Raw genomic sequence first — 23,380 nt, forward strand, 5'->3', positions numbered from 1 at the left:
ATGTAGAACATATCATTTAGAATTCGGAATCCTATGGAAGTTTAATAGTGAAGTAAGTAAATTTCTAGATAGATATGTAGTTTAATCTTTTAAGGGGGCTGATCCACTTTTATTCTACTTTTGCTATACTTTATGAAATTGAATAGTATAGGAGGCTATAAAAGTGGATTGGAAGATAAAAAAATTTGATGAATTAACAGTAAAAGAACTATATGAGATACTGAAGGTTCGTGCGGAAGTTTTTGTTGTAGAGCAAGAATGTGTCTATCAGGATCTAGATTCAAAAGACGAAAATGCTTATCATTTATTTTGTGAAGACCAAGGAGAGGTAGTTGGGTATTTAAGAATTCTACCCAAAGGAATAGCATATCAAGAAGCAGCAATCGGAAGAGTGTTAACAAAGCAAACCTACAGGAAAAAGGGATTGTCTCTGGAAATGGTTAAAAGAGCAATTGATTATATTCTAGATGATATTGGAGAAGACGCAATCCGCATTTCTGCGCAGGCATATTTGCTAAAATTCTATGAGGGCTTCGGATTTGAAAAGACATCAGAAGTTTATTTAGAAGATGGAATAGAACATATAGAAATGCTATATAAAAGGCTGTAATTATCAGACACCTTGCGTTTAAAATGAGAGATAGCCTTCAAATAGCAGGATAGAATTCTAAAAGTGGAGGATAAAACTGAAAAAGTAGCGGATAGAACGCTTAAAGTGGAGGATAGCCCTCAAATAGCAGGATAGAATTCTAAAAGTGGAGGATAAAACTGAAAAAGTAGCGGATAGAACGCTTAAAGTGGAGGATAACCCTCAAATAGCAGGATAGAATTCTAAAAGTGGAGGATAAAACTAAAAAAGTAGCGGATAGAACGCTTAAAGTGGAGGATAACCCTCAAATAGCAGGATAGAATTCTAAAAGTGGAGGATAAAACTGAAAAAGTAGCGGATAGAACGCTTAAAGTGAGGGATAGCCCCGCAAATTAGGAGGATAGCCTGTAAAGAGCGGATAAAATACTATAAGATGATAAAATAGCAGATTAACAAATTGTAAAAATTGAGCGCTATCCGAGCATAAGGATAAGCGCTTTATTTTTTTCTTGAACTTTTAAGCCCTTAAACTAGTATTTAACCTTCAACCCTAGTAATGAAGCAAAACCTATGGCTTGTTCAGTAGAGACTTCACACCCATTTAAACTTTCTGGAGTTACTTGAAGTCTTTTAAATTTACATGTACTGATGTCTATTCCTTTTAAGGAAGTTTGGGAGAAATCAACATCATTTAGATCACTTTCTTGAAACGCCACCTTATTAAGTAAACAATCATAAAAATTCGCACCTTGCAGGGAGGTGCTATCAAATAGCACTTGTTTAAAGCGCACTTCGGGGAAATTACATAAGTTTGCAAGGCAATTTTCAAATGAAACATTGCCGAGGTTTGCTTCAGATAAATTCAACCCTAATAATTTACAGTTTTTGAAGGCCACTCTATGAATGATGCCTTCACTTAAGTTAGTGTTAGATAAATCACAGTTTTCAAAAATGACGTCCGTTAAATCAATTTTTTGAAAGGTACAATCGATGAATGTGACATTTTTAAAGATAACATTAGAGACGATTAATCGTTCAATATCCTCGTGAGCAATGACCGTATCCGTAATCTTGCAATTTGTTAAATAGGGTTCCTCCTCATAAAAAATATCCTGAAAATTTGCTTTGTCAAGATTCGGGGATATTTTTGGTGATATAAGTTGGAAATTGTATGACATATTAGCACACCCTTCAAATATAAATAAAAGCTTCTCCTATTTAGTATAAGTGCAAACCTAAAATAAGAACACCGTCTATACGGTGCTCTTATCTGGTTTATACAAAGGATTCACCATCTTACTAAAAACGGAGGCTAGTACCTGTTGAAACAGCATACCGAACACAACAGGCATGGCGACTTTACCTGGAAAGTACGTTGTGGCCACGATGACACCGACTGCAATATTTCTCATGCCACTAGTAAAAACAAAGGTTGCCATTTGTGGACCGTCTTTTAACAGATATCGACCAATGAGGTAAGCAAATAGGTAGCCTGATACTGCAAGCAAGAACACTAAAAGCACCACGAAGAAGAGATGCATGTTGATATCCTTTAAGTAGGGAGCAATGGCACTGCTATTAATCAGTATGACAGCAAATAAACATAGCTTTGAAAAAGGAGCAAGTTTCTTACCGATTTTTTGGGGGATGGCTCCTTTCGAAAGTTCATTCACTAAGATACCTAAAATCGTGGGTAAGACAATCATCCATAGTAAATTCAGAATCAGGGATGCCACATCCAACTCAATTTTTTCACCCGAAACGATATAGAGGATGAAGGGGAGGATGATGGGTGAAAGGAGCGTATCAATTAAAATAATTGATAAGCCTAACGGTAAGTTCCCTTTGCAAATATTGATCCAAATAACACTCGTTACACCTGTTGGAAGTGCAACTGCTAAGACAAAACCAACAGTCAACAAATGGTCATCAAACAAAACAGTGGATAAGAAATAAGCCCATAAAGGCATCAAGAGATGAAGAAAAAGGATGGAGAATAAAATGAGAACTGGATGCTTCATGAAAATTTTTACATCTTTAAATTTCATATGTAAGCTTCCTGAGAATGTCATGAAGGCAAATAGCCAGGAGACGAGGAATAATAAATGATGTCCAATACTTTCTAAGAATACACCTACAATTAAACTTAATGGTGTCAGGATCGCAATGTATTTTTGGAGAAATACATTTAGTTTTTCTAACATACAAAGACCTTCTTTTTTTATCTGATTTTATCACTTTTATTATAATCGTAGGTAAATTTACCGCAAAAAAAGCAGAAGATTTACTCCTGCTAAGAATTTACATGTTTTTTATTGGTTTCTTTAGTGAACGGCATCCATACAATGCCTACGATCAATAAAATATTACCTGTCCACCTAACCCATAAATAATAAGGCTGGTCTTTTAAAAAGTATAACGAAGCTAGGATAATAACCATCCCAATACCAATCATTAATTTTAAATAAATCGGAGTTTTTGCCATTCTCCTGCCTCCTTTCTATCTTTTCATGAACATATATCTATATCACTCTTTTACCTATCCAATGCGCAGTAAAGACAATGGGAAAAAATAGTATGCCAAAAGGCAGGCTTATCAAAACGATATGCCAAGTAAGGATGCCACTAGTAAACAAAGATTTAAATAAAATAATGCTATAGGGAATAATGATGATGGCTGATGTTATAGCTCCTGGTGTAACAGAACGAAATAAGAGCGATTGTCCAATATGGGTAAAAGCATGGATAAAGAAAACAAGTGTAACAGCTGTGAAAAAATAGATAGTAAAAGTGACTCCATTTAGAAAATAGTAGTTAGCCAGAATGGTAGAGAGACTGACAAACAAGAAGATAAATAAGACAGCAACCGCAAATTGTGCGGTGCTCATTGAAAATTGTTTCACCACTTTATCGGCTATTTTTTGGGGTAATCTTTCATACAGCTTATGACGATTATGATGTAACCATTTCTCTACCATAATAATTTCTTCAAAATCATGAATAATAAATAAAATAGGAAACAACCAAATTAGTGTTTGAACATTCGTCCATTCCATATAAATACCTCTCTCCTTATCACTATGCTGGAAGTGTTACTAGAAATACCATATTTATATAATATATGTTAATAATAACATATTAGAAAAAGTTGTAAGCTAAGATTCATTTATTATTGAATCTAATTATTAAGAAATCGGGGATGAAGCTGTGAGTGAAATCGATAAACGTAATAGACTAAACAAGGAACCATTCTCATATCAAACGACAAAAAAGGGGACTGTCGTTATTTATTATGAAGGCAAGCAAATTAAAATCGTCAAGGAGAAAGAGGCTGAGCGTCTACTAGCAAAAATTAAGCAGGTGGAGGGGCAGATAAAGGAAGTCCAGCTATTGTTAGCTAAAATTACGGGTAATTTTAAACGAGGTAACGAGAAATTGGCTAAACCTCAAAAAGGGAATGAAGGTTAAAAAAGATTTATTGAGATAATAATTATGCAAAGCTAATATTAACTTATTGAATTGGTTTTTCCTTTTTAAGGCAGGCGTTAAGGGGGTTATTACGATTATTTACTGTATGGTTCTCTTTTATAAAAATACAAGCACTTGCTTTGTCCAATGAGAAGGGAAGATAAATTAACGCACAATTAGCGGATTTGAATTTTTTGTTAATTATTAGCTCATTTTACCATTTTGTCGATAACCTGTGTTATTCTATATTAGAATAATAAATTAGGAGGCGGTAATATGTATTACAGCAATGGTAACTATGAAGCTTTCGCACGTCCTAAAAAACCTGAGGGAGTCGATAAAAAGTCTGCTTATCTGATTGGCTCGGGACTAGCCTCACTGTCAGCAGCATGTTTTTTAATTCGTGATGGCCAAATGAAAGGTGAGAACATTCATATTCTTGAAGAGTTAGATATTTCAGGAGGAAGTCTAGATGGCATACTTAATCCGACGAGAGGGTTTATTATTCGCGGTGGACGAGAAATGGAAGATCATTTTGAATGCTTATGGGATTTATTCCGTTCCATTCCTTCGTTAGAAGTAGAAAATGCTTCCGTTTTAGATGAATTTTATTGGCTTAATAAAGAGGATCCTAATTATTCAAAATGTCGATTAATGAAGGATAGAGGCCAAAGACTTGAGGATGATGGCAAGTTCACTTTATCAGACAAATCCTCAGAAGAAATGATTAAATTATTCTTTACGCCTGAGGAAAAATTAGAGGATAAAAAAATCACAGATGTCTTCTCAGATGAATTTTTTGAATCGAATTTTTGGCTCTATTGGTCTACAATGTTTGCGTTTGAAAAATGGCATTCTGCGATGGAAATGCGTCGTTATATTATGCGTTTCATTCATCATATTGGCGGATTACCAGATTTATCGGCCTTAAAATTTACAAAGTATAATCAGTATGAATCGCTCGTGCTGCCAATGATTAAATACTTAGAAAGTCATGATGTTGATTTCCAATATAATACGGTTGTAGAAAATGTTTTAGTTGATAAGGTAGGAGACAAAAAAGTAGCTCATACATTGGTGTTACGAAAAGATGGTGTGAAAAAGAATATTGAACTAACAGAAAATGAGTTAGTGTTTGTGACAAATGGTAGTATTACAGAAAGTACAACATACGGGGATAATAATACGCCAGCCCCTATGAATAAAGATTTAGGTGGCAGCTGGTCCCTGTGGAAAAATATCGCTGCCCAAGGTGAAGAGTTTGGTCGACCAGAAAAGTTATGCGATAATCTGCCAGAGGAAAGCTGGTTTGTTTCAGCTACCCTTACAACATTAGATGATCGTGTGGCTCCATATATTGAAAAAATCAGTAAAAGGGACCCATACGCTGGTAAGGTCGTAACAGGAGGGATTGTCACAGCTACCGATTCTAATTGGATGCTAAGCTATACATTGAACCGACAACCTCACTTTAAAAATCAATCAAAGGACCAATTAGTTGTTTGGATTTATGGCTTACTATCAAACAAGCCAGGTGATTTTATTAAAAAAAGTATTACGGAATGTACAGGTATTGAGATTGCACAAGAGTGGTTATACCATATGGGTGTACCAGTGGATGAAATTCCAGACATTGCACAAAATTCTTGCAATACGATTCCATGCTATATGCCTTACATCACTTCTTATTTCATGCCAAGAGCAATGGGTGATCGTCCACTTGTTGTGCCAGAAGGATCAGCTAATTTAGCCTTTATTGGCAACTTCAGCGAAACCGCAAGAGATACAGTCTTTACTACTGAATATTCCGTAAGAACGGCGATGGAGGCAGTCTATCAACTATTAACGATTGACCGAGGTGTGCCAGAGGTGTTTGCGTCTGCCTTTGATGTTCGCACATTATTAGCATCAACGGCTCGTTTGCTGGATGGTAAAAAACTAACAGATATTGATGCACCATTTATCTTAAAGCAAATCGGTAAATTGGGTATTCATAAAACAAAGGATACAATCATTTATGATTTACTGAAAGAAAGTAAACTAATATAGTGTTGAAAAAGAGACAAAGCAGTTTGAGGGGCTTTGTCTCTTTTTTTTATAGCCAGTCTTTTACATAGGCAAGTAAACCGATAAACGCACCTAACCCCATGCCAATAAAGACAGGCACTATGAGGTTGGCTTTCTTGTGTACGGTTTTCATTTCTTCCATTGAAGTCCCTTCTTTCCCATCACATACTTAAAATTCTAAGCGCATCGTTTGGTTCGTATCCTTGAACCCGTGTTTTTCATATAAGGATTTACCACCTTTATTTTCAGTCAATACATTTAACTCCAGATAGTCCAAGTGACGATAGGCTGCCCATTTTTTCGCTTCATCTAATAAAGCAGACCCAATTCCTTTGTTTTGGTAATGCTTGCCAACAATCACATCCACAATAAAAGCATATTTGTGTTCAACCAAGCAAGTATAGGGTGGGGTCGTCGTTTCTTTAATAAGTAAAAAGCCTACTACTTCGTTCTCGAATGTTGCGATTAAAATATCTGAATCATCCTCAATGATCGTAAACCTGATAAAGTTGGCATCTTGTTTGGCAGGTTTGATATATTTAGGTTGAAGAATCGACATCTCTAAAAAAAGCTCTTGGTATAAACGCTCAATTTGTGGAATTTCATCGAGCGTTGCAGTTTTTATTTTCATACTATCCCTCCGTCAGTTTAGTATCATAGTAAGTAATATTTTACATTAATGGTTGATTAATAGAAAGGAGAAGGCACATGAGGTTATGGCATATAGATTTAATTGCGTATCTACCAAAAGGACAACTACTGTCGCAGTGGAGAGAGCTAAATAGCATATTTGCGAAAGAGGATCAGCATATACTGATTAATTATATATACGAATACCCAAAAGAAGATTTGTATTTGTATACAGAAAAAGTCATGGATGAAATGAAGAAGCGGGGTTATCAAATTCGAACCTACGAAAAAAAGAATAACTACTTTAAGGGTTTGGGCCCAGTAAAGGATAGGAGACCCTTTCAACAGCATCATAATCAGGAATATCTTGAAATATGTTTTTATAATTTAAAGGAGAAATTTATAAGAGGTCAGAAGGATTATGAAGGGGAATTGTATCAGCAATTATGCACATATATAAATAACGTGCTTTAACTAGGAGGGTTATACATGTTAAGAGCGATTATATTTGATGTAGATGGAACGATTTTGGATACGGAGCAAGCGATTTTACAGTCTTTGCAAAGAACCTTACGAGAAGAAACAAAACAGGACTATCCCTTTGAGGCATTACGATTTGCTTTAGGCATCCCAGGAAAAGATGCATTGCAGAGGCTTAACGTGGATGACGTAGAGGCTGTGCATCAGAAATGGTCTGCGGCTGTGCTGGATTTTTCACATGAAGTGGCTGTTTTCGAAAGTCTAGAGGAAGTTATTCAGCACCTTGCAACAAAGCCACTACAATTAGGGATTGTCACTTCTAAAACAGCGCAAGAGGTAGTGGATGAGTTTGAGCCGTTTGGGTTAAGTGAGTATTTCCAGCATATTGTAAGTGCCAGTGATACGGAAAAGCATAAACCACACCCAGAGCCGCTGTTAAAATGTCTGGATGCATTACAGGTAGCACCAGAAGAGGCCATCTATATTGGTGATTCTATCTATGATTTCCAATGCGCAAAGCAAGCAGGCGCCAAATTTGCTCTTGCCCATTGGGGAGCTAAATCCACCATTGGCTTTGAGGAGGCAGATTACGTTTTTTATGACCCAAAGGATATTTTAGCAATCGTTAAGTAGCATGAAAAACAGAAGATGGTGTCCTAGATTTCACACCATCTTTGCCTATGAGGAAGGTAAATAGTTAAAAAGGTTAAGACAGTTAAATTCCTTAAATCTACCCTCACATGGGATAGGATATTGAACGTAAATAAATGGCTCACCTGATATGGATAAGTACAGTCGCTTCATAAGAATGTGAAAACTTAATGAAGGAACATGGAGTTGCGAGTTGCGTAGGCAGCTCTTTTTTCTTTCTTGAATAGTGGCATCAAAAAAATTTATAAGAAAAGTAATTGACACCCAAACTACTCGGTGTTACTATGTAGTTGTAATAAGTAATACTTAATAGCTTCTCGAAAGCGAAAAAATTTTACCTAAGTACTAAGTTGTACAGAATAGTAAAGCAAATAGAGGTGGTTCTGCATATGGAAAATTTAACGGAGATGCTGAAGGGGTCTCTGGAAGGCTGCGTACTGGAAATCATTAGCCGTCATGAAACCTATGGATACGAAATTACCCGACGCCTGAACGAGTTAGGGTTCACTGAGGTCGTGGAAGGGACGGTCTACACCATCCTCGTGCGTTTAGAGAAAAAAAAACTGGTGAATATTCAAAAGAAACCATCAGATATGGGACCGCCCCGCAAGTTTTACTCACTTAATGAGGCTGGACGTGACGAACTAAAATTATTTTGGGAAAAGTGGGATTTTATCTCGTCAAAAATCAATGCTCTAAAGTCTTTTTAGTTTCATATGATAATGCGTCTGAACTTTAGCTTGATAATACAAAGGAGGAAAATAACGTGATTGAATTGTTCAAAAAAATGATGGGTGATAAAAAAGAGTACAAGATGATGATGGCACGGGTCGAACAACTACCAGAGGATTACCAATTTGTGTTTAAAAAAATTCAAAACTACATGTGGAATTTCACAGTGGGTAATGGGATGGATATGCTGCACATGCAATATGAATTGATCGAGTTGTTCGAGGCTGGGGCAGCAGAAGGCAGGAAAGTGCTGGAAATCACTGGCGAAGATGTAGCGTCTTTTGCTGATGAGCTAGTGGCAAACGCAAAAACCTATATCGCCAAGTATCGTGAAGATTTAAATCAAAGCATTTTGAATCGATTAGGAAAAAAATAAATGGGTCAGTAATACCGACTGAATAGCTACTTGTTCATTGTTGCCTTCGCTATTCAGTTTTAATTTTAAACGGTACTAAGTTATACAGATTATCAGTCAGACTAAGTAGTTAAGGAAGGGTAATCTAACTCTGCAAATAGATTTTTAAAAAGGGAGGAAAAAGGATGAGCAAAGATACGATTTCTGTAAAAGGGTTAAAAAAATCTTTTAAAGAAAAGGAAGTTTTAAAGGGCGTGGATTTTGAGGTGCGGCGTGGCGAAATTTTCGCATTGTTAGGCTCAAATGGAGCAGGGAAAACGACGATAATCAATATTCTCTCCACATTGATGAGATCTGATTGTGGCAAAGTAGGGATTTGCGGTTTTGATGTCCAGCACCAACCAGATCATGTTCGTCAGAGCATCAGCCTAACAGGGCAGTTCGCCACTTTAGACGGTATGCTAACAGGGCGGGAAAACCTGATCATGATTGCCAAGTTGCGAGGGGTTTCCAATCCCGCTCAAACAGCAGACAATCTACTCGCAAGATTCAGCCTGACAGATGCGGGCAATCGTCGGGCAGACAATTTTTCTGGCGGGATGCGGCGCCGACTTGATATTGCCATGAGCATGATTGGGTCGCCAGCGGTTATTTTTCTAGACGAACCAACGACAGGGCTTGATCCTGAAGCACGAATGGAAGTCTGGGAAACAGTCAAGGAGCTTGCGGATGGTGGCACGACCATCCTGCTAACGACCCAGTACCTGGAGGAAGCCGAACAACTGGCGGATCGTATTGCCATCCTACATGAAGGAAAAATTATAACGACAGGCACACTTCTAGAACTTAAAGAGATGTTCCCACCTGCGAAAGTAGAGTACATTGAGAAGCAGCCAACACTTGAGGACATTTTCCTCGCCATCATTGGTAAAAAGGAGGATTTAAATGAAGAGTAAAACATGGGTATTGCTAGGGCGTTTAATGCGTAACATTATGCGCAGCCCAGATACAATAATTACGGTGGCGATTACGCCAATTATGATGATGCTACTATTTGTCTACGTATTTGGTGGTGCAATAGAGACAGGTACAGCCAACTACGTTAATTATTTATTGCCAGGAATCTTATTGATGGCCATTGCATCGGGCTGCGCTTACACTTCCGCACGGCTGTTTACAGATAGAAAGAGTGGGCTGATGGCACGTTTTATCACCATGCCCATCAAGCGCTCGGCTGTATTGTGGGCTCACGTGTTGGCCTCGCTTATTTCCAACGCGCTTACTGTTGTAGTCGTTATCCTTGTTGCGTTCTTGATGGGTTTCCGTTCTAGTACGGATCTCTTGGATTGGTTTGCGGTAGCTGGCATACTAGGGCTGTTTACGCTAGCACTGACATGGTTGGCAGTCATTCCTGGATTAGCAGCAGGGTCTATGGAGGGGGCAACAGCCTATTCGTACCCGCTGATTTTCCTACCCTTTATCAGTTCGGCCTTTGTTCCCACGGAAACCATGCCTAAAATTATCCGTGCGTTTGCTGAGAACCAGCCCGTTACCTCAATCGTCAATGCAATTCGCACCCTCTTATATGAAGGCTCTGTTAGTAATGATATCTGGCCCGCTCTTATGTGGTGCATCGGCATCATGGTCATCGCATATTTTTTCGCCATTAAACAATTTAAACGCCAGTTAGGCTAAATTCGTCATTATCAAATAAGCCATACGAAAAAGTCGATTTCTTATTGTATAGGAAATCGACTTGTTCTCGCTTCTATTCAATCTATATGGATAAAGACAATGCTAATTTCGAAAATGATTTCGTGCTAGAAGGGTTGCTGACTGATATTCAGAAGGCAAATCATCCTCAAAATAAATCGCTTCTACTGGACAAACTAATTCACAAGCTCCACAATCAATGCAAAGATCTGGATCAATTACATATTGGGTATCTGTCATAACAATGCAATTTACTGGACAGACATCCAAACAGACAGCCGCTTTTTCATCCCTGCATAATTCTGTAATTACAAATGCCATTATAAATCCTCCTATACAGACAACTGGTGTTTTAATTCTTCGGGTGAGTGTTTCCAATACGCTTCATTAAATTCAGATAAAAACTGAAAAAGTAGCTTTTTAGAATGACGATCCATATGCTGCAAGAGAAATTTCCCTTTCAGCGCCTTATCTAAATAATTTACCTGCTCTGGCAAAGATTTATAGCCAAGCTTAATACGACGTTCTTCTTTTGATACCCGTACTTCACTTGCGGTACATCCCGCATAATAGGGGCCATTTTGATTAACCTGAATCGCTACCCAAACTATCCAATAACGATAATAATCGCTACTAGCATGAGCTAGATCAGGTGAAAAACGAACTTTTTTTTCAATTTTACTTCGTCCGTGTAAGGCTTCTAAATCTATAAACACGTGCTCTTTTTCACAATCTATAATAATTGACGTTACATTATTTAGATCAAGGGTACCTACTCCGTAACCTCCATCTCCGTCAGTTGAATCGTTACTTAAAATTGTAAAATGCATTTTCTCTTTCATAGAAGTCACCTCGACACATTTGTATTTCCTTATTAATAAATAGTTAATCGGTCTGAACATACAGTTTTTGCTCATAGCAAAACGCATAAAAAAAACATCACTGTACGCTACGTTGTACAAGATGTTCTACCTGTTGGTAATTTTTCAAGTACAAATCTAACAAACACATTACGTATAGTTTTATAAATTAAGATACTTGAACGTTTTAGTAGTAATTTTTTTCTATACGTAATGGTTGTCTAGGATTTTTCCTCATACTTTTATCGTTAAAAAGTATAAATACAATATAACGTCTAACATCAATGATTGTCTTCAGACTAATGTCTGAAATGTTATGTATTGGAAATTTGACGATAATACAGTGATTGGACCTTTAATTAGCAGAAGGTTGTTGCTATAAATTTTGCCATTCCGTTTTAATTGGTAGAAACCAAGCAGCTGAAAAAGGACTAAGACTCCTGAAAACAGCTAATTTTTCTATAAAGGACAATAAAATTGCTTGTTGTTGTAACAACAATAGTGTACGATACATAGTATAAGTTATACAGTGTATGTCATATAGTAAGTGAAATTGAGGTGAGTGAATGAGTACGTTACTGAATTCATTAATGACAGAACTTAGGAGAGGAACACTGACATTAGCCGTTTTAAGTCAATTACGAACACCGCAGTATGGATATTCACTTGTTCAATTATTGGAAGATTCGGGCATTAACATTGATCAAAGTACCTTATATCCATTGCTTCGCCGTTTAGAAAAACAAGAGTTAGTGACAAGTAGCTGGGAAACCTCTGAGAGTAGACCCCGCAAGTATTATGTATTAAGTGAATTTGGATTAGACGTCTTTTTGCAATTGAAACGAGAATGGATTAATAATTCAAAAGAACTTTATGAGCTACTAAAAGGAGATGAGGATAAAGATGAATCTGACTGAAATTTATATTCAAGAAGTCACGCGGAGGCTGCCTGAAAAAAATCGTGAGGATATCGCACTTGAGTTACGATCAACCATTGAGGATATGTTACCTGATGATTACCATGAGCATGATGTAAAGGAAGTGCTGGAAAAGTTAGGGAATCCAGCGGCGTTAGCGAGCGGTTATCGTGATCAACCAATGCATTTAATCGGCCCTCGCTATTTTGATGTATACCTCTCGTTACTAAAAATGATTATTCCCATTGCCGCTGTCATTGCGGTAATCTCAATGATTGCTGAATATTTTATTAGTTTTGGTGGGGAAGAAGCGGTTATGAATGCTGTCCTCAATATGATGGGTGAAGGAATATGGAGAATCATTGAAGTAGGCATACATGTCTTTTTCTGGCTAACGGTCGTATTCGTCATTTTGGAACGTACTGATAAAGGAAAAGAGCAGCATCCATTATCAGCAAGTCTTAAAAAATGGACTCCCGAAGATCTGAAAACCGTCATTTATATTCCTAAGAAAAAGGCAATTACCAAGCTTGAAGTATTTGGCTATTTAATGTGGACAGCCATTTGGGCAACTTTTTATTTTTATGCAAATCATCTTTTAGGTATATATGAAGATGGTGGAGAGGGTCTCGAATTCGTAATGCCAGCTTTAAATCAGGATGTTTTACTTCATTATTGGCCCATTGTGATCGTTGTCATTGCTCTCGAAATTGGGTTAGCCCTCTACAAACTACTAAAAGGGCAATGGACGAAAAAGGTGGCAATCTTTAATACAATTGTGGAGCTTTTCGCAACCGGAGTATTCATTGTGATAGTAAGTAATCCGAATTTAATGAACCAAGAAAGTATCGCGTACATGAGTAATTTATTTACCACCTCTACTAATCAATTTGAAATATGGCTAATTGGCGGCATAATCATTATATTTGTTGTATCAGCGGCAATCAGTATATTCGACGGCTTCCGCAAGGCTCGAATTCGTTAATTCATCGTTGTTTAGCATTAATTAGTACGCAACCATGGATTCTTTACTTAAAGATGGCCTCCGTATAGAGCCATCTTTTTCTTTTGAAATCTATGTAGGATGAAGTGAAATTACATAAATAAACAGTGGGGGAAGTAAAATGGATTTACTAATTGGAATAGCAATTGTACTAATTGTGTTTTTCTCTTCAAGCATAATAGAGAGAAAGTTAAAATCGATTGAAAGGCAAAACAATCGCATAATAGAAATACTAGAAGAAATAAGAGATAGAAAATAAATAGGTTGTCTACGAACAGCGGAGTTTAGTATAACGATGAAATACCCCATCAAAGTAAGACAAGCTTTGATGGGGTGCTTTTATGATTCACAGATAAAAAAATCGCATGACATTCAATAAAGGGACAAGCTTACAATTTTAATGGGAAGGTATTATTCAGGCGGATATTTATACGTTTTGAGATGTGTGTGATGAATCAATTTAACATCAGGTCCTGAAGAAATTTCATAGGTCATTCGATCCTTTCCAATAGGAATCCATTGTCCGCCATCCGTAGGTTCAATTTCAAATGTAATTTGCATTTGAAAGCCTCGGAAATGATTTCTTTTTGTATCAATTACTTCAATTTTCCAAGGCGTAATATGAGGGGAAACATCCTTTCTAATCTTTGAATAATAATTGGTCAAATCTTCTTCAATATAAGGAGTAAGCAAAAGCATGAGCATATCCTGCAATCTCAGTTCGTTAGAATCCTGTGTTGGTTCAGCTGTTGAAGCGGATATTGTTTGAAATGAAGGAACTAGTACAAGGGGGAATATAAAGACGAGTAACATCTTTTTCATTTTCTTCTACACCTCTTTGTGATCTTTCCCTAATGCATTGTATTGTTACCTTTATGGAATGAAGTATGTATGATCGAAGTAAAGGTGTTCGAGTATAGGTTATACAAATAATTGAAGATATTTTCTGACATGACGATTGGAAAAAAATAAGCTGCGATACGGTTCATCATAATAAATGGTGTGGAACCAATCATTTTGACGGAGCCTTGCTATATTTTGACCAACATAGGTATTCGATAAAAAATTTAAAATAACCTCTAACATAAATCTACGTCCCATCATAACGAAAGTATTATATGTATGGGATGGCATGAAGTGTGCAATAGGCAAAAAATAGAAGGGGCACAGATGGAAGTGCCCCTTAGTAACAAATCGGGAGGTGCCATGTTAAACGAATTCGCTTAACACTACTTCTATTTATATGATAAGATTACTTGGTTTTATAGACCATCATCTTGAATATGCTGAAATTTACACATCGTAGCGAAGAATAGCTGTTATCCAGTCCTTTACTAATAGTTGCCATTGGAGCTGTGAACTGTCTAAGGGAAGAGAGAGACTTTGCAGCTCTTTGGGGAGCAAGTGAATTTTATGGCGTATCATTTCATTGTCAGGTGATTCTGTATCAATAAATAAAAGATAGCGTCCGATTAAATCTTCCTTATACATAGATGGAGAATCAAGGGCTTTTAATACACGTGTAGAAAATTCCACACCATTTATCCTTACTTCAAAATGTCCCCGCACATTAAATTCACAGTGAATATGTGTACCAGGTAATCGATATAGCGCTTGTAGGAAAGCAGCTAATGTTCTTTCACTAATGAAAGAGGTTTTCCAATAGTATTGACTTTCTTCATGTTTACATGAATTAGCATCATATGTATCATATCTTATTTCTAATGTTTCTTCGGCTTCGTCAGTTTTTTTCCTAGTGAGGTAGTGCCGAGCAATTTTTTTAATGGTGTGATGATCTAAGTCACATCCATAGCTGAGAATAGTTACTTGTCTACGTTGTGCTTTGGCAAATAACCGCATTTCTAAATTTGCATCACTATTTAAATCCCAGCCATAGCGTGGATTGTAATGAATACATGTACTTTTGTTCATTGCGACCTCCTTTTTGCCATGTCTACTAACATTATAAATAATTTTGTCTAATTTTCCCTATTTTTCTTTTAAAAATGAAACTTTTGGATTTTAAGTTTCGTATAAACTGGAAAATACTTTTTTAGGAGGTAATTATGGCTAAATGGAGAGGCACAATCCTTCTTTGCACATTGCTATTAACAGCCTGTACAGCAGAAACCGTTCAACCTAAAGAACAAATACAGGAAGAGAAAAACGATGAAAATATTGTGGTCACAAAGGATGGCAAAATAACCTTTGAAATTAAGAATGAGATTGGTGTTCCACAAGAAAAAGTAGAGGCTATAAAGGATGAAATTGTGACAGTATACGACCACATAAAGAATTCTATACATACTTCCTACACGCCATCTGAGCATATCAACGTATGGTTTAAGGAAGACGGTCTATCCTGGGGGTTTGCATCGAAAATCGAACTAACTGGTGTTAATGAAGATATCTATCCACTAGTCCATGAAATGACCCATTCTTTACTTGGCTATGGCAACAATTTCGAATCAGATCATGGCTATTTTACACAAGAGGGTTTTGCGAGTTATATGGAGGATCAATATGGAAAAAATAAATTATACTTTGAAAAATACATGAAGCATTATTTGGATTCAGATAAGTTAATTCCTATTAGTAAGTTAATTGATCCAAATCAAGATGATGTCTATTTTCGCCCAGCACTTTCAAGTGAAGAACAGAATCGAGTCATGATGAAGATGAGCTACACGCACGCGGCATCATTTGTTACATATTTAATTGATACTTACGGACTCGAAAAGTTTGAACATATATATAACGAGAAAGAACTAGCGCAAAAATTAGAGGAAGTTTACGGAAAGAGTAGTAGTGAGTTAGAAAAGGAATGGTTAGCATTTATTCAACAACAACAAGGGTTTACTCATGAGGAAAAATTTAAATCAGGAAATTTTTATGATATGAATACAATTCTTCTTCAAATAGACCCAAAATATTTTGCCAAGGAATAATATTTTTCTAAATATTTAAGTAAACCCAAGTGCTCTTTAATTGGAGCTCGTGGGTTTACTTGTGTATGAATTCGGATGAAACAGTCTATGTAATAAATGAACGCCAAGTAAAACGCACAGACCACCAATGATTCTTAATAATATATTTTTGAGAAATACAGTATCGTCAACCGTAATGACAATCAACATAGGGCCAACCATAATCAATGCGATGCCTAGCAATGCTTTAATTACTCGCAACATGTAAAATTCACCTCAAATTTACCATTTCAAATTTGATTATCGCACGATTATCTGAAAAGGAAAAGGGTCACTAGGCTGGTAAAGTGACCCTTGACCTTACAGACTCCTAAAGTCTGTAAAAGGGTTAGGTGCTAATTGGGATAATTAGTACAAGAAAGAAGCGCCAACAATAATTAAAAGAATGAATAGAACGACGATTAATACGAATGTTGAACCGTAATAGCCGCCACCGCCAGAGTCGCCGCCGTAATAGCAGCTGTTGTTCATGTTACCTACGTTTCCATTGTATCCCACTGAAAATCCCTCCTTTCTACAACCTATAATATGTATGCTGGCAGAAAGGAGAAATGGTATTTACCCTATGGTTCTAAAAAATGCTGAAAACATACTTGTAAATTATTTTTATAGAAGAAGGTTTTTCATTTACTTAATTTTTATTTTTTTACATAATTAGAGAGTGATGTTAGATTTGCAAGCAAAGTTAGAAAAGAAAGCGGGCGTTACATGCTACGGGAAAAACTAAAGCAAAAAATCATAAGTGAACCAACCGAATGTATGGCTTATTTAACAGAATTAGTGAAGTCAAATCGAATTTATGATGGGAAGTATTGGCAATCATTATAGATAGTATAAAAAATGGACCTGATTAACCAACACACAGTGGGATGTTTTGTTAGATAAGGGTTTATTACCTGATCTTTATGTAGAATGTGATAGCTGTGAAGATACCATTCCTTGGTCCGAAATGTACCGTGCGATCTTCAGAGCGAGAGATCATTATTGTCCCTTTTGTAGATATTTAGCAAATAAAGAAAATACTAGGTTATTAGACGAGGATGGTAGAGACAATAATGAAATGGTTCATGATAACTGCCGAATGGCTATTGTTTTTATATGTGGTAATTTGTCTATTGAGCTTTAACATAATTCACCTTGGAAACCTTCTCTATGTGGATATGCCGCACGAAGAACCGATGATTGTGACAACATCTTTTGTTCAGACCTCAATGTTCATTATAGGAATAGGTGCTGTTTGTTTCTACTATATGAAATATTTAAGGGGTAGTAATGCTTATAAAAGGTCAAAGGCAGTGATCTGGGGAAGTCTATTTACCTGCCATGCATTGGCAAGCTGCTTTTATTTGTTCATGCGATATGGGCTGATATGGAATCAACATGAAGCAATGGAGCTTTTATTATCGACTTTGATTAGTTTCATTTTAAGCATTCAGGCAGTTATGAAATATTACGTGTGTAAAATGACCGAAACTTGATTGTGTATAAAATGCAGGATATAGGTGAGATATATGAAAAGAGGATTTAAACGCATTATGTTAATAATATTTACAATTATTTCATTATTTGTGTTGATTCTTACTTTGAGCTTTATTAATCATAAAATACAATTATCAAAAGAAGAGGTACGATTTGTTCCAACTGGGCAACTTGTAGAAGTTAATGGTCATCAAATGCACGTTTATACAGAAGGAAAAGGAGAAGATACCCTTGTTTTTATGTCTGGGGGTGGTACGAGCTCACCTGCATTAGATTTTAAATCACTTTATACTTTGTTAAGCGATAAATATAAAATTGTTGTTGTTGAAAAGGCAGGTTATGGATTTAGCGAAGTCACAGATATTAACCGAGATATTGATACAATTCTAGCTGAAACAAAAGAGGCACTTTTTAAATCAGAAATTGAAGGTCCATATATTTTACTCCCACATTCGATGTCTGGCATTGAAGCCTTGAAATGGGCGCAAGATTACCCTGATGAAATAAAAGCTATTATTGGATTAGATATGGCTGTTCCTGCTGTATATGAAGAATTATCTATCAATATGTTCCTCGTTCGATTAGGTGCTTTTACTGCTAAGACTGGTTTGACCAGATGGATTCCAAATCTATCGGAAAGTGATGCAATAAAATATGGGAATTTAACAGATGAAGAGAAAGAGTTGTATAAAGTAATTTTTTATCGAAGAACATTGACTAAAGATATGGTTAATGAAATAGATTATATAAAAGTAAATGCGCAAAAAGTCAAAAAAGCTGGAATCCCGAACATGCCTATACTTTTGTTTTCATCGAATGGTGAGGGGACTGGTTTTGACAATCAAAAGTGGAATGGAATTCAAAATGACTTTATTAATAGGATTGATAAAGGTAAATTGATAGAGTTAGATTCATCTCACTATATTCATAGTATTGACTATGAGCGAATAGCTGAGGAATCAGAGGCCTTTATAGAAAGTTTACATCGCTACTAGCGATTATGTAATGGGCGCATTAATTAACAATTATTGAGTTGCAAATGCAGCTCTTTTTTTCTTTATTAAACTAACGGAGTAGTTTAGTACTATAAGAAAGTAATATATAAGGAGGTCACATGTTGAAAAAAATGAATGAAATGGGTGGGCAAAAAATAACTGTACAGAAACGAACTGGTGAAGAAAATATTTTTGAAAACTTTAAAGAAGTCAATCAAAAAAAACAAGTGGAAAAAGCGATTGATATAGTGAAAAATGCTAATTGGATAAATAAAAAATAGAAATGGTACGCTATGCTGACTACCAATTTCAATTTCCATTTAAGAACAGTAGCGAAAACAAAATAGCCTCTTATTCGCTTTGGGTTAGCCAAAATGGTGAAAATTTAGAAATTGTTACGGATAGTGATAAATATGTGAAATTAACAAAGCAAGATTCAGAAAATCTCTATGAAATTTTAACAGGAGAAAATTAATAAAGTAATTCCATGTCTTGAATACGCTTCAACTAACAGAGTCTTTACTTGAAGACCAATAAGCTTTTTATCTAGCTCTTTTTCTTATCATACTAACGAGGTAGTTTAGTTTGAAGAGCTTTGTTTGACTTGCGTTCAACAAACGGGGCCAGATTGCTGAATAACATTCTTTAACGAAAGGTTCGAAAACGATGCTTTGGAGATTTTTAAAGTTACACTACATTTTAAAAACAGCATCTATTGTGCATACATATGGAAGCTGCTCTTTTTCAGCGTAGATGTTGACATAAAATGTGATTTTTGCGTTGCCAAAAGTATGTGTTTCTTCTTTATCTGCATACACTTCAAAAAAATCAATCGTGTAATGTTTATATCCATCTTTCTCCATGTAACACCAAACTTCATTAGCTTTTCGTGGATCAAGGCCTTTAGTATGTAAAAACTCGACAAGCGTATTATTTTTCATAATTTGCTCTGCATAAAAAATACAATCCTCACATAGGCAATGATCGACAGTACCAACAAGTTCTCTCTTCGCATAAAATTGCTCATTTAATTGTTTCGTGTTCATTATGTCCTCCAATAGATTAATGGTTTAATTTTATCAATAATTCAAAAATTTTTGCACATTTTTTTATTCACATAACGAAGTAGAGTGTTGAAATAAATGTAATATACTTAAAAAAATGTATGGATAATATATGTTATAATGGTTATTAATTACACAATTATCAATTAAATAGTTTCAAGGAGGTTGTTTATGAAAATAACCGAAGGCTACGGCAAAGTGATGATAGATGATTTTGAATTTTATGGTGAAATTAAACAAGATAAATGTTCTAAATGCAAATATAATTTAGTATATTACGATGATTTTGATTCTTATTTTTGTCCTAATTGTAATAGTTGGACTGAATCAAAATGTAGTGACCCTACTTGCAAATATTGCTCAAATAGACCAGAAACACCTTTAACTCGCAAATAACGAAACTAAACTCCCATGAAGGGACTTAATCATCTTTCATTGTCTATGGAGACATGCTAATTTTGACCTTCGTTGATGGCTAACTGAATGCTCAGTAATAAGGAGATTACAATTTTAAACTCATAGTATTTTATCAAAATGAAAAGAGAAAGATTGTTGTTCCAGAACTTAGGTAAAGAGAATTTGAAGGACTTTACCAGGAGGTTTCTCACAAATGAAAAACGAAGAAAATAAGACAAATCAATACGTGCCAAACATAAACTACGATGATACAACTAACTGCGAACATGACATTGAATCTGATATAGTAGTTGGAAATTCACCATGCCCTTGCTGCGAGTTTATTACAATTCCGAACAATGGCGATGCCCTTGCTTATATTTGCCCCGTATGTTTTTGGGAGATAGATTTGTTTATTCAAAGTAATGTTGAGGCAAGTGACCAAAACCATGGCTTAACATTGACTGAAGCAAGAAAAAATTATCAAAGTTTTGGGGCAGTATTGCCCATGTTAAAGAAGTCTTGCAGACAACCAAAAGAATATGAATATCCAATAAAATGAAGAAGCAGATTCAAAGTTGATTGGAGTGGAAAACAGCGACTATGGGAGGAGCGACACAACCCCTCCAGAATGCGTACGTCTGAAACAGAAATCAACGGTTTTAAATTGTTCAAGATTCGGGCGAGATTTTGCAATAAGGAACAGCTCTCGTATTATCAAAACATAAACTAACAACACAATATTTTTTATGTGAAATAACAGGTGGGGATAATACCAAGATCCAGATGAAGAAATTGCTTGGAAGAATACCAATGAAATTTCAAAATTTATTCATACATACCCGAAAGACTCAGAAGCTATTGAACAACTATTATCAAATTTATCTTAAAAAAATCCTCCACAATTGTGCGCATTTCTTTAAAAAGGAATGCGTCTTTTTTAATACGAAATAAACAAAAACTGCGCGTTATTAGTGTGTAAAGAATGGAAATCCATGATGTAGGAAATAATGTAGTTCTCGAATGCAAATTACAATTCAAAAGAAAGCAAATCATTGTGGAGGTAAAAATGACTGTTCTTGATTGTATCATTATAGGCGGAGGTCCTTCTGGGTTAAGTGCTGGCTTAACTTTAGGAAGAGCTAGGAGAAATATTGCATTAATGGATGATGGGACAAATAGGAATAGAGTGACACAGGCGTCACATGGATTTATTACGCGTGATGGAATAAAACCACAAGCATTTAAAGAAATAGCTTTAAAAGAGTTGGTGAATTACCCGTCCGTCTCTTATCTTAATGCGACAGTTACTGAAATTATAAAGGATATAGGTAATGAGCGATTTACTGTCAAAACATCTACGAGTCAGGAATTAGTTTCAGAAAAAATAATACTCGCCACCGGTGTTCAAGAAATATTTACTATACCAAGTATAAGAAAGTTTTATGGAAAAAGTCTATTTAGTTGTCCGTATTGTGATGGCTGGGAGCAAAAGGATAAGCCATTAGTGGTGATGGCAGAAAAAGAAGAGCATGTACTCCATTTGACTAAGTTGATTTATAATTGGTCACAGGATTTGGTTGTCTTAACGAATGGAGCTCACTTATCTAAAGAAGGTGAAATGGAGTTACAAAAACACAATATCAAAATAATATCAGAAAAGGTAAAAGACTTCATAGGTAATGATGGGTACTTGCAAAAAATAGAGTTTGAATCCGGAGCCACCATTATAAGGTCGGGTGGATTTGTGGCCCCCTCTTATTATCGCCCCAATCAGTTTGCTGAGAAGCTTGGCTGTGATATTGACGAAGATGGAAAAGTCATAACAGATGGTGTTGGTAGAACAACTCAAAAAAATGTATATATTGCAGGGGAAACCGAAAGATCTAAACCTTCCACTTTAATGATTTCAGCTGCCAAAGGTAATAAAGCTGCTGTTTCAGTAAATACTGATTTAACGATGGAACGCTTTTGATGACGCCAAAACACTTGGAATAGGATCTTAGCAATAACATATCAGCTAATGTATTCTCAAATATTGTGTTAGAGTTACTATAAGAAATGACGAAGAACGGATTTTGCTTGTAGAATCCGTTTTTGTTGTTCGTTTTACAAGGATAGGGTAACAACTAAAACCAATAAAAAAAGCTCGGGGGAAGAAAAACATGAAACAAGTGGGGACTCTATACTTTTTCTGTGGAAAAATGGGAGCGGGAAAATCAACAAAATCAAAACAATTGGCTAAAGAAAAAAATGCGGTACTTTTATCTGAGGATGAATGGCTTTCCTCTCTTTATCCCAATCAGATCACATCATTTGAGGACTATCTAAAATTATCAGCACAGCTCAAGCCGATGTTGAAAAAGCATGTCCAAAACATTTTAAGTGTTGGTACGCATGTAGTAATGGATTTTCCAGGTAACACTCAAAAACAGCGAAAGTGGTTTTTGGATATAGCGTCAGACGTTAATGCAAACCATCAACTAATCTACCTTAATTTAAATAACCAGCAATGCTTGCGTCAAATTGCGCAAAGGCGTAACGAACAACCCGAAAGAGCAGCTTTTGACACGGAAGCGACGTTTATTGAAGTTACTAAATTTTTTGAAGCACCAGAAGCTTCCGAGGGTTTAAATATATGGGAGTTTAGTGGGAAAGAATAACACAGAGTTATAGCACCAGGAAAAATTAGCTTGACTAAACCGCCTATAGAATTGTCATATGTAATTTATGCGGTTTATGAAGAATTTTTGAAAATTATATTGACAAACTATTTTTTTTCTGTAAAATGAAAAACAATTCAAAAATATTTGTATAGAACAAAGGCTATGAAAAGAAGTAGTATCAATTATTTTTACGAACAGAAAGTTACCGGTCGATGAGAGGTGCATGTAAAACGATTGAGAATTCATCTTGGAGCTGTGTACCGAAAGGATTATTCTAAGTAGGCTACGCCGGTAAGCACCCGTAATCATGTGCGAGAGTATCGTCAAA

The 23,380-nt window shown here is 35.9% G+C and carries 31 protein-coding genes and 1 other annotated feature (1 of these 32 cut by a window edge); of the genes, 19 read left to right on the forward strand and 12 right to left on the reverse strand.

Annotated features, from left to right (window positions below; translation table 11 throughout):
- The first annotated feature begins 163 nt into the window (after window positions 1-163).
- Window positions 164-610 (forward strand): GNAT family N-acetyltransferase, encoded by a 447-nt coding sequence (locus tag AC1RFD_RS04930; protein ID WP_416141600.1) that lies wholly within the window; start codon window positions 164-166, stop codon window positions 608-610.
- Between the two features lie 509 nt (window positions 611-1,119).
- Here AC1RFD_RS04930 and AC1RFD_RS04935 read toward each other — a convergent pair.
- The 4 genes from AC1RFD_RS04935 to AC1RFD_RS04950 form a co-directional block, all read right to left on the reverse strand.
- A complete protein-coding gene (locus tag AC1RFD_RS04935) occupies window positions 1,120-1,767 on the reverse strand; it encodes a pentapeptide repeat-containing protein (protein WP_066038261.1) in 648 nt (215 codons plus the stop codon).
- Window positions 1,768-1,842: 75 nt separating this feature from the next.
- Window positions 1,843-2,793 carry a bile acid:sodium symporter family protein gene (locus tag AC1RFD_RS04940; protein ID WP_066038262.1) on the reverse strand — a complete coding sequence of 317 codons (951 nt, stop codon included), beginning with the start codon at window positions 2,791-2,793 and terminating at the stop codon, window positions 1,843-1,845.
- An 89-nt stretch (window positions 2,794-2,882) separates the two neighbouring features.
- Complete coding sequence (locus AC1RFD_RS04945; RefSeq protein WP_054549391.1) at window positions 2,883-3,074, reverse strand: hypothetical protein; 192 nt, start codon at window positions 3,072-3,074, stop codon at window positions 2,883-2,885.
- A gap of 37 nt (window positions 3,075-3,111) precedes the next feature.
- Complete coding sequence (locus AC1RFD_RS04950) at window positions 3,112-3,645, reverse strand: HXXEE domain-containing protein (protein ID WP_066038263.1); 534 nt, start codon at window positions 3,643-3,645, stop codon at window positions 3,112-3,114.
- Between the two features lie 151 nt (window positions 3,646-3,796).
- Here AC1RFD_RS04950 and AC1RFD_RS04955 point away from each other — a divergent pair, with 151 nt between their 5' ends.
- Window positions 3,797-4,057: a hypothetical protein gene (locus AC1RFD_RS04955; protein WP_103117981.1), complete on the forward strand. Its 261-nt coding sequence runs from the start codon at window positions 3,797-3,799 to the stop codon at window positions 4,055-4,057.
- Between the two features lie 276 nt (window positions 4,058-4,333).
- Window positions 4,334-6,106 (forward strand): oleate hydratase, encoded by a 1,773-nt coding sequence (locus tag AC1RFD_RS04960; RefSeq protein ID WP_492474559.1) that lies wholly within the window; start codon window positions 4,334-4,336, stop codon window positions 6,104-6,106.
- A gap of 187 nt (window positions 6,107-6,293) precedes the next feature.
- Here AC1RFD_RS04960 and AC1RFD_RS04965 read toward each other — a convergent pair whose 3' ends face one another.
- Window positions 6,294-6,755, reverse strand: a complete 462-nt coding sequence (locus AC1RFD_RS04965; RefSeq protein WP_416141604.1) for a GNAT family N-acetyltransferase — start codon at window positions 6,753-6,755, stop codon at window positions 6,294-6,296.
- A gap of 77 nt (window positions 6,756-6,832) precedes the next feature.
- Between AC1RFD_RS04965 and AC1RFD_RS04970 the strand changes: the two genes are divergently transcribed.
- From AC1RFD_RS04970 to AC1RFD_RS04995, 6 genes are all read left to right on the forward strand, one after another.
- Complete coding sequence (locus tag AC1RFD_RS04970) at window positions 6,833-7,228, forward strand: pyrimidine dimer DNA glycosylase/endonuclease V (protein ID WP_492474560.1); 396 nt, start codon at window positions 6,833-6,835, stop codon at window positions 7,226-7,228.
- 15 nt (window positions 7,229-7,243) lie between these two features.
- Window positions 7,244-7,867: an HAD family hydrolase gene (locus tag AC1RFD_RS04975; RefSeq protein ID WP_492474561.1), complete on the forward strand. Its 624-nt coding sequence runs from the start codon at window positions 7,244-7,246 to the stop codon at window positions 7,865-7,867.
- 407 nt (window positions 7,868-8,274) lie between these two features.
- Window positions 8,275-8,595, forward strand: coding sequence for a PadR family transcriptional regulator (locus tag AC1RFD_RS04980; protein WP_004228545.1), 321 nt, complete (start codon window positions 8,275-8,277; stop codon window positions 8,593-8,595).
- A gap of 56 nt (window positions 8,596-8,651) precedes the next feature.
- Window positions 8,652-8,993 (forward strand): DUF1048 domain-containing protein, encoded by a 342-nt coding sequence (locus tag AC1RFD_RS04985; RefSeq protein ID WP_036080890.1) that lies wholly within the window; start codon window positions 8,652-8,654, stop codon window positions 8,991-8,993.
- 164 nt (window positions 8,994-9,157) lie between these two features.
- Window positions 9,158-9,928, forward strand: coding sequence for an ATP-binding cassette domain-containing protein (locus AC1RFD_RS04990; RefSeq protein ID WP_054549386.1), 771 nt, complete (start codon window positions 9,158-9,160; stop codon window positions 9,926-9,928).
- Complete coding sequence (locus AC1RFD_RS04995) at window positions 9,918-10,667, forward strand: ABC transporter permease (RefSeq protein ID WP_492474562.1); 750 nt, start codon at window positions 9,918-9,920, stop codon at window positions 10,665-10,667. Before AC1RFD_RS04990 ends, AC1RFD_RS04995 begins: the two co-directional genes overlap by 11 nt.
- A 102-nt stretch (window positions 10,668-10,769) precedes the next feature.
- Here AC1RFD_RS04995 and AC1RFD_RS05000 read toward each other — a convergent pair whose 3' ends face one another.
- Together AC1RFD_RS05000 and AC1RFD_RS05005 are read right to left on the reverse strand one after the other, a co-directional pair.
- Window positions 10,770-11,006, reverse strand: a complete 237-nt coding sequence (locus AC1RFD_RS05000; protein WP_004228537.1) for a DUF362 domain-containing protein — start codon at window positions 11,004-11,006, stop codon at window positions 10,770-10,772.
- 11 nt (window positions 11,007-11,017) lie between these two features.
- The gene (locus tag AC1RFD_RS05005; RefSeq protein ID WP_492474563.1) at window positions 11,018-11,527 is read right to left on the reverse strand and encodes a YwhD family protein; all 510 of its coding nucleotides are present in this window, start codon (window positions 11,525-11,527) and stop codon (window positions 11,018-11,020) included.
- A gap of 584 nt (window positions 11,528-12,111) precedes the next feature.
- Between AC1RFD_RS05005 and AC1RFD_RS05010 the strand changes: the two genes are divergently transcribed.
- From AC1RFD_RS05010 to AC1RFD_RS05020, 3 genes are all read left to right on the forward strand, one after another.
- Complete coding sequence (locus AC1RFD_RS05010; protein ID WP_048393791.1) at window positions 12,112-12,462, forward strand: PadR family transcriptional regulator; 351 nt, start codon at window positions 12,112-12,114, stop codon at window positions 12,460-12,462.
- Complete coding sequence (locus AC1RFD_RS05015; RefSeq protein ID WP_485599148.1) at window positions 12,449-13,447, forward strand: HAAS signaling domain-containing protein; 999 nt, start codon at window positions 12,449-12,451, stop codon at window positions 13,445-13,447. Before AC1RFD_RS05010 ends, AC1RFD_RS05015 begins: the two co-directional genes overlap by 14 nt.
- 139 nt (window positions 13,448-13,586) lie before the next feature.
- Window positions 13,587-13,724, forward strand: coding sequence for a hypothetical protein (locus AC1RFD_RS05020; RefSeq protein ID WP_004228528.1), 138 nt, complete (start codon window positions 13,587-13,589; stop codon window positions 13,722-13,724).
- Window positions 13,725-13,876: 152 nt separating this feature from the next.
- Here AC1RFD_RS05020 and AC1RFD_RS05025 read toward each other — a convergent pair whose 3' ends face one another.
- Together AC1RFD_RS05025 and AC1RFD_RS05030 are read right to left on the reverse strand one after the other, a co-directional pair.
- Window positions 13,877-14,287 carry a DUF3888 domain-containing protein gene (locus AC1RFD_RS05025; protein ID WP_103117988.1) on the reverse strand — a complete coding sequence of 137 codons (411 nt, stop codon included), beginning with the start codon at window positions 14,285-14,287 and terminating at the stop codon, window positions 13,877-13,879.
- A gap of 471 nt (window positions 14,288-14,758) precedes the next feature.
- Window positions 14,759-15,397 carry a hypothetical protein gene (locus AC1RFD_RS05030; protein WP_492474564.1) on the reverse strand — a complete coding sequence of 213 codons (639 nt, stop codon included), beginning with the start codon at window positions 15,395-15,397 and terminating at the stop codon, window positions 14,759-14,761.
- A 134-nt stretch (window positions 15,398-15,531) separates the two neighbouring features.
- Between AC1RFD_RS05030 and AC1RFD_RS05035 the strand changes: the two genes are divergently transcribed.
- On the forward strand, window positions 15,532-16,413 hold the full coding sequence (locus tag AC1RFD_RS05035) for a gluzincin family metallopeptidase (protein ID WP_333880757.1): 882 nt from the start codon (window positions 15,532-15,534) through the stop codon (window positions 16,411-16,413).
- Between the two features lie 36 nt (window positions 16,414-16,449).
- Here the strand turns inward: AC1RFD_RS05035 and AC1RFD_RS05040 are convergent, their stop codons facing one another.
- A complete protein-coding gene (locus AC1RFD_RS05040) occupies window positions 16,450-16,656 on the reverse strand; it encodes a hypothetical protein (RefSeq protein ID WP_326141616.1) in 207 nt (68 codons plus the stop codon).
- Window positions 16,657-16,800: 144 nt separating this feature from the next.
- Entirely contained in the window at window positions 16,801-16,923 is a 123-nt protein-coding gene (locus tag AC1RFD_RS05045; protein WP_081010967.1) for a YjcZ family sporulation protein, read from the reverse strand.
- Between the two features lie 1,040 nt (window positions 16,924-17,963).
- Between AC1RFD_RS05045 and AC1RFD_RS05050 the strand changes: the two genes are divergently transcribed.
- Complete coding sequence (locus tag AC1RFD_RS05050; protein WP_492474566.1) at window positions 17,964-18,926, forward strand: alpha/beta hydrolase; 963 nt, start codon at window positions 17,964-17,966, stop codon at window positions 18,924-18,926.
- 122 nt (window positions 18,927-19,048) lie between these two features.
- Window positions 19,049-19,207 (forward strand): hypothetical protein, encoded by a 159-nt coding sequence (locus AC1RFD_RS05055; protein ID WP_492474567.1) that lies wholly within the window; start codon window positions 19,049-19,051, stop codon window positions 19,205-19,207.
- 411 nt (window positions 19,208-19,618) lie between these two features.
- Here AC1RFD_RS05055 and AC1RFD_RS05060 read toward each other — a convergent pair whose 3' ends face one another.
- Window positions 19,619-19,972, reverse strand: coding sequence for a hypothetical protein (locus AC1RFD_RS05060; RefSeq protein ID WP_112117981.1), 354 nt, complete (start codon window positions 19,970-19,972; stop codon window positions 19,619-19,621).
- 189 nt (window positions 19,973-20,161) lie between these two features.
- On the opposite strand from AC1RFD_RS05060, the gene AC1RFD_RS05065 reads away from it, so the two are divergent.
- The 4 genes from AC1RFD_RS05065 (at window position 20,162) to AC1RFD_RS05080 (ending at window position 23,049) form a co-directional block, all read left to right on the forward strand.
- Window positions 20,162-20,386, forward strand: a complete 225-nt coding sequence (locus AC1RFD_RS05065) for a hypothetical protein (RefSeq protein ID WP_048393782.1) — start codon at window positions 20,162-20,164, stop codon at window positions 20,384-20,386.
- Between the two features lie 214 nt (window positions 20,387-20,600).
- Window positions 20,601-20,948 carry a CPCC family cysteine-rich protein gene (locus tag AC1RFD_RS05070; RefSeq protein WP_269898570.1) on the forward strand — a complete coding sequence of 116 codons (348 nt, stop codon included), beginning with the start codon at window positions 20,601-20,603 and terminating at the stop codon, window positions 20,946-20,948.
- 507 nt (window positions 20,949-21,455) lie between these two features.
- Complete coding sequence (locus AC1RFD_RS05075) at window positions 21,456-22,361, forward strand: NAD(P)/FAD-dependent oxidoreductase (RefSeq protein WP_281216533.1); 906 nt, start codon at window positions 21,456-21,458, stop codon at window positions 22,359-22,361.
- Window positions 22,362-22,551: 190 nt separating this feature from the next.
- Entirely contained in the window at window positions 22,552-23,049 is a 498-nt protein-coding gene (locus AC1RFD_RS05080) for a P-loop nucleotide/nucleoside kinase family protein (RefSeq protein ID WP_066037845.1), read from the forward strand.
- Window positions 23,050-23,205: 156 nt separating this feature from the next.
- Window positions 23,206-23,380 (forward strand) — a binding site (T-box leader) (it continues 77 nt past the right edge of the window).

This window comes from Lysinibacillus sp. GW823-FHT02G10, from assembly GCF_058797135.1.

What these genes read in the sequence shown, in the direction of transcription:
- AC1RFD_RS04945 (WP_054549391.1), bottom strand. Translation starts at nt 3,074, where the DNA reads ATGGCAAAAACTCCGATTTATTTAAAATTAATGATTGGTATTGGGATG.
- AC1RFD_RS04965 (WP_416141604.1), bottom strand. Translation starts at nt 6,755, where the DNA reads ATGAAAATAAAAACTGCAACGCTCGATGAAATTCCACAAATTGAGCGT.
- AC1RFD_RS05045 (WP_081010967.1), bottom strand. Translation starts at nt 16,923, where the DNA reads ATGAACAACAGCTGCTATTACGGCGGCGACTCTGGCGGTGGCGGCTAT.
- AC1RFD_RS05070 (WP_269898570.1), top strand. Translation starts at nt 20,601, where the DNA reads ATGAAAAACGAAGAAAATAAGACAAATCAATACGTGCCAAACATAAAC.
- AC1RFD_RS05040 (WP_326141616.1), bottom strand. Translation starts at nt 16,656, where the DNA reads ATGTTGCGAGTAATTAAAGCATTGCTAGGCATCGCATTGATTATGGTT.
- AC1RFD_RS04960 (WP_492474559.1), top strand. Translation starts at nt 4,334, where the DNA reads ATGTATTACAGCAATGGTAACTATGAAGCTTTCGCACGTCCTAAAAAA.
- AC1RFD_RS04990 (WP_054549386.1), top strand. Translation starts at nt 9,158, where the DNA reads ATGAGCAAAGATACGATTTCTGTAAAAGGGTTAAAAAAATCTTTTAAA.
- AC1RFD_RS05065 (WP_048393782.1), top strand. Translation starts at nt 20,162, where the DNA reads ATGAAAATAACCGAAGGCTACGGCAAAGTGATGATAGATGATTTTGAA.
- AC1RFD_RS05060 (WP_112117981.1), bottom strand. Translation starts at nt 19,972, where the DNA reads ATGAACACGAAACAATTAAATGAGCAATTTTATGCGAAGAGAGAACTT.
- AC1RFD_RS05030 (WP_492474564.1), bottom strand. Translation starts at nt 15,397, where the DNA reads ATGAACAAAAGTACATGTATTCATTACAATCCACGCTATGGCTGGGAT.
- AC1RFD_RS04980 (WP_004228545.1), top strand. Translation starts at nt 8,275, where the DNA reads ATGGAAAATTTAACGGAGATGCTGAAGGGGTCTCTGGAAGGCTGCGTA.
- AC1RFD_RS05000 (WP_004228537.1), bottom strand. Translation starts at nt 11,006, where the DNA reads ATGGCATTTGTAATTACAGAATTATGCAGGGATGAAAAAGCGGCTGTC.
- AC1RFD_RS05005 (WP_492474563.1), bottom strand. Translation starts at nt 11,527, where the DNA reads ATGAAAGAGAAAATGCATTTTACAATTTTAAGTAACGATTCAACTGAC.
- AC1RFD_RS05035 (WP_333880757.1), top strand. Translation starts at nt 15,532, where the DNA reads ATGGCTAAATGGAGAGGCACAATCCTTCTTTGCACATTGCTATTAACA.
- AC1RFD_RS04950 (WP_066038263.1), bottom strand. Translation starts at nt 3,645, where the DNA reads ATGGAATGGACGAATGTTCAAACACTAATTTGGTTGTTTCCTATTTTA.
- AC1RFD_RS04975 (WP_492474561.1), top strand. Translation starts at nt 7,244, where the DNA reads ATGTTAAGAGCGATTATATTTGATGTAGATGGAACGATTTTGGATACG.
- AC1RFD_RS04995 (WP_492474562.1), top strand. Translation starts at nt 9,918, where the DNA reads ATGAAGAGTAAAACATGGGTATTGCTAGGGCGTTTAATGCGTAACATT.
- AC1RFD_RS04970 (WP_492474560.1), top strand. Translation starts at nt 6,833, where the DNA reads ATGAGGTTATGGCATATAGATTTAATTGCGTATCTACCAAAAGGACAA.
- AC1RFD_RS05015 (WP_485599148.1), top strand. Translation starts at nt 12,449, where the DNA reads ATGAATCTGACTGAAATTTATATTCAAGAAGTCACGCGGAGGCTGCCT.
- AC1RFD_RS04940 (WP_066038262.1), bottom strand. Translation starts at nt 2,793, where the DNA reads ATGTTAGAAAAACTAAATGTATTTCTCCAAAAATACATTGCGATCCTG.
- AC1RFD_RS05010 (WP_048393791.1), top strand. Translation starts at nt 12,112, where the DNA reads ATGAGTACGTTACTGAATTCATTAATGACAGAACTTAGGAGAGGAACA.
- AC1RFD_RS05075 (WP_281216533.1), top strand. Translation starts at nt 21,456, where the DNA reads ATGACTGTTCTTGATTGTATCATTATAGGCGGAGGTCCTTCTGGGTTA.
- AC1RFD_RS05080 (WP_066037845.1), top strand. Translation starts at nt 22,552, where the DNA reads ATGAAACAAGTGGGGACTCTATACTTTTTCTGTGGAAAAATGGGAGCG.
- AC1RFD_RS05020 (WP_004228528.1), top strand. Translation starts at nt 13,587, where the DNA reads ATGGATTTACTAATTGGAATAGCAATTGTACTAATTGTGTTTTTCTCT.
- AC1RFD_RS05050 (WP_492474566.1), top strand. Translation starts at nt 17,964, where the DNA reads ATGAAAAGAGGATTTAAACGCATTATGTTAATAATATTTACAATTATT.
- AC1RFD_RS04935 (WP_066038261.1), bottom strand. Translation starts at nt 1,767, where the DNA reads ATGTCATACAATTTCCAACTTATATCACCAAAAATATCCCCGAATCTT.
- AC1RFD_RS05025 (WP_103117988.1), bottom strand. Translation starts at nt 14,287, where the DNA reads ATGAAAAAGATGTTACTCGTCTTTATATTCCCCCTTGTACTAGTTCCT.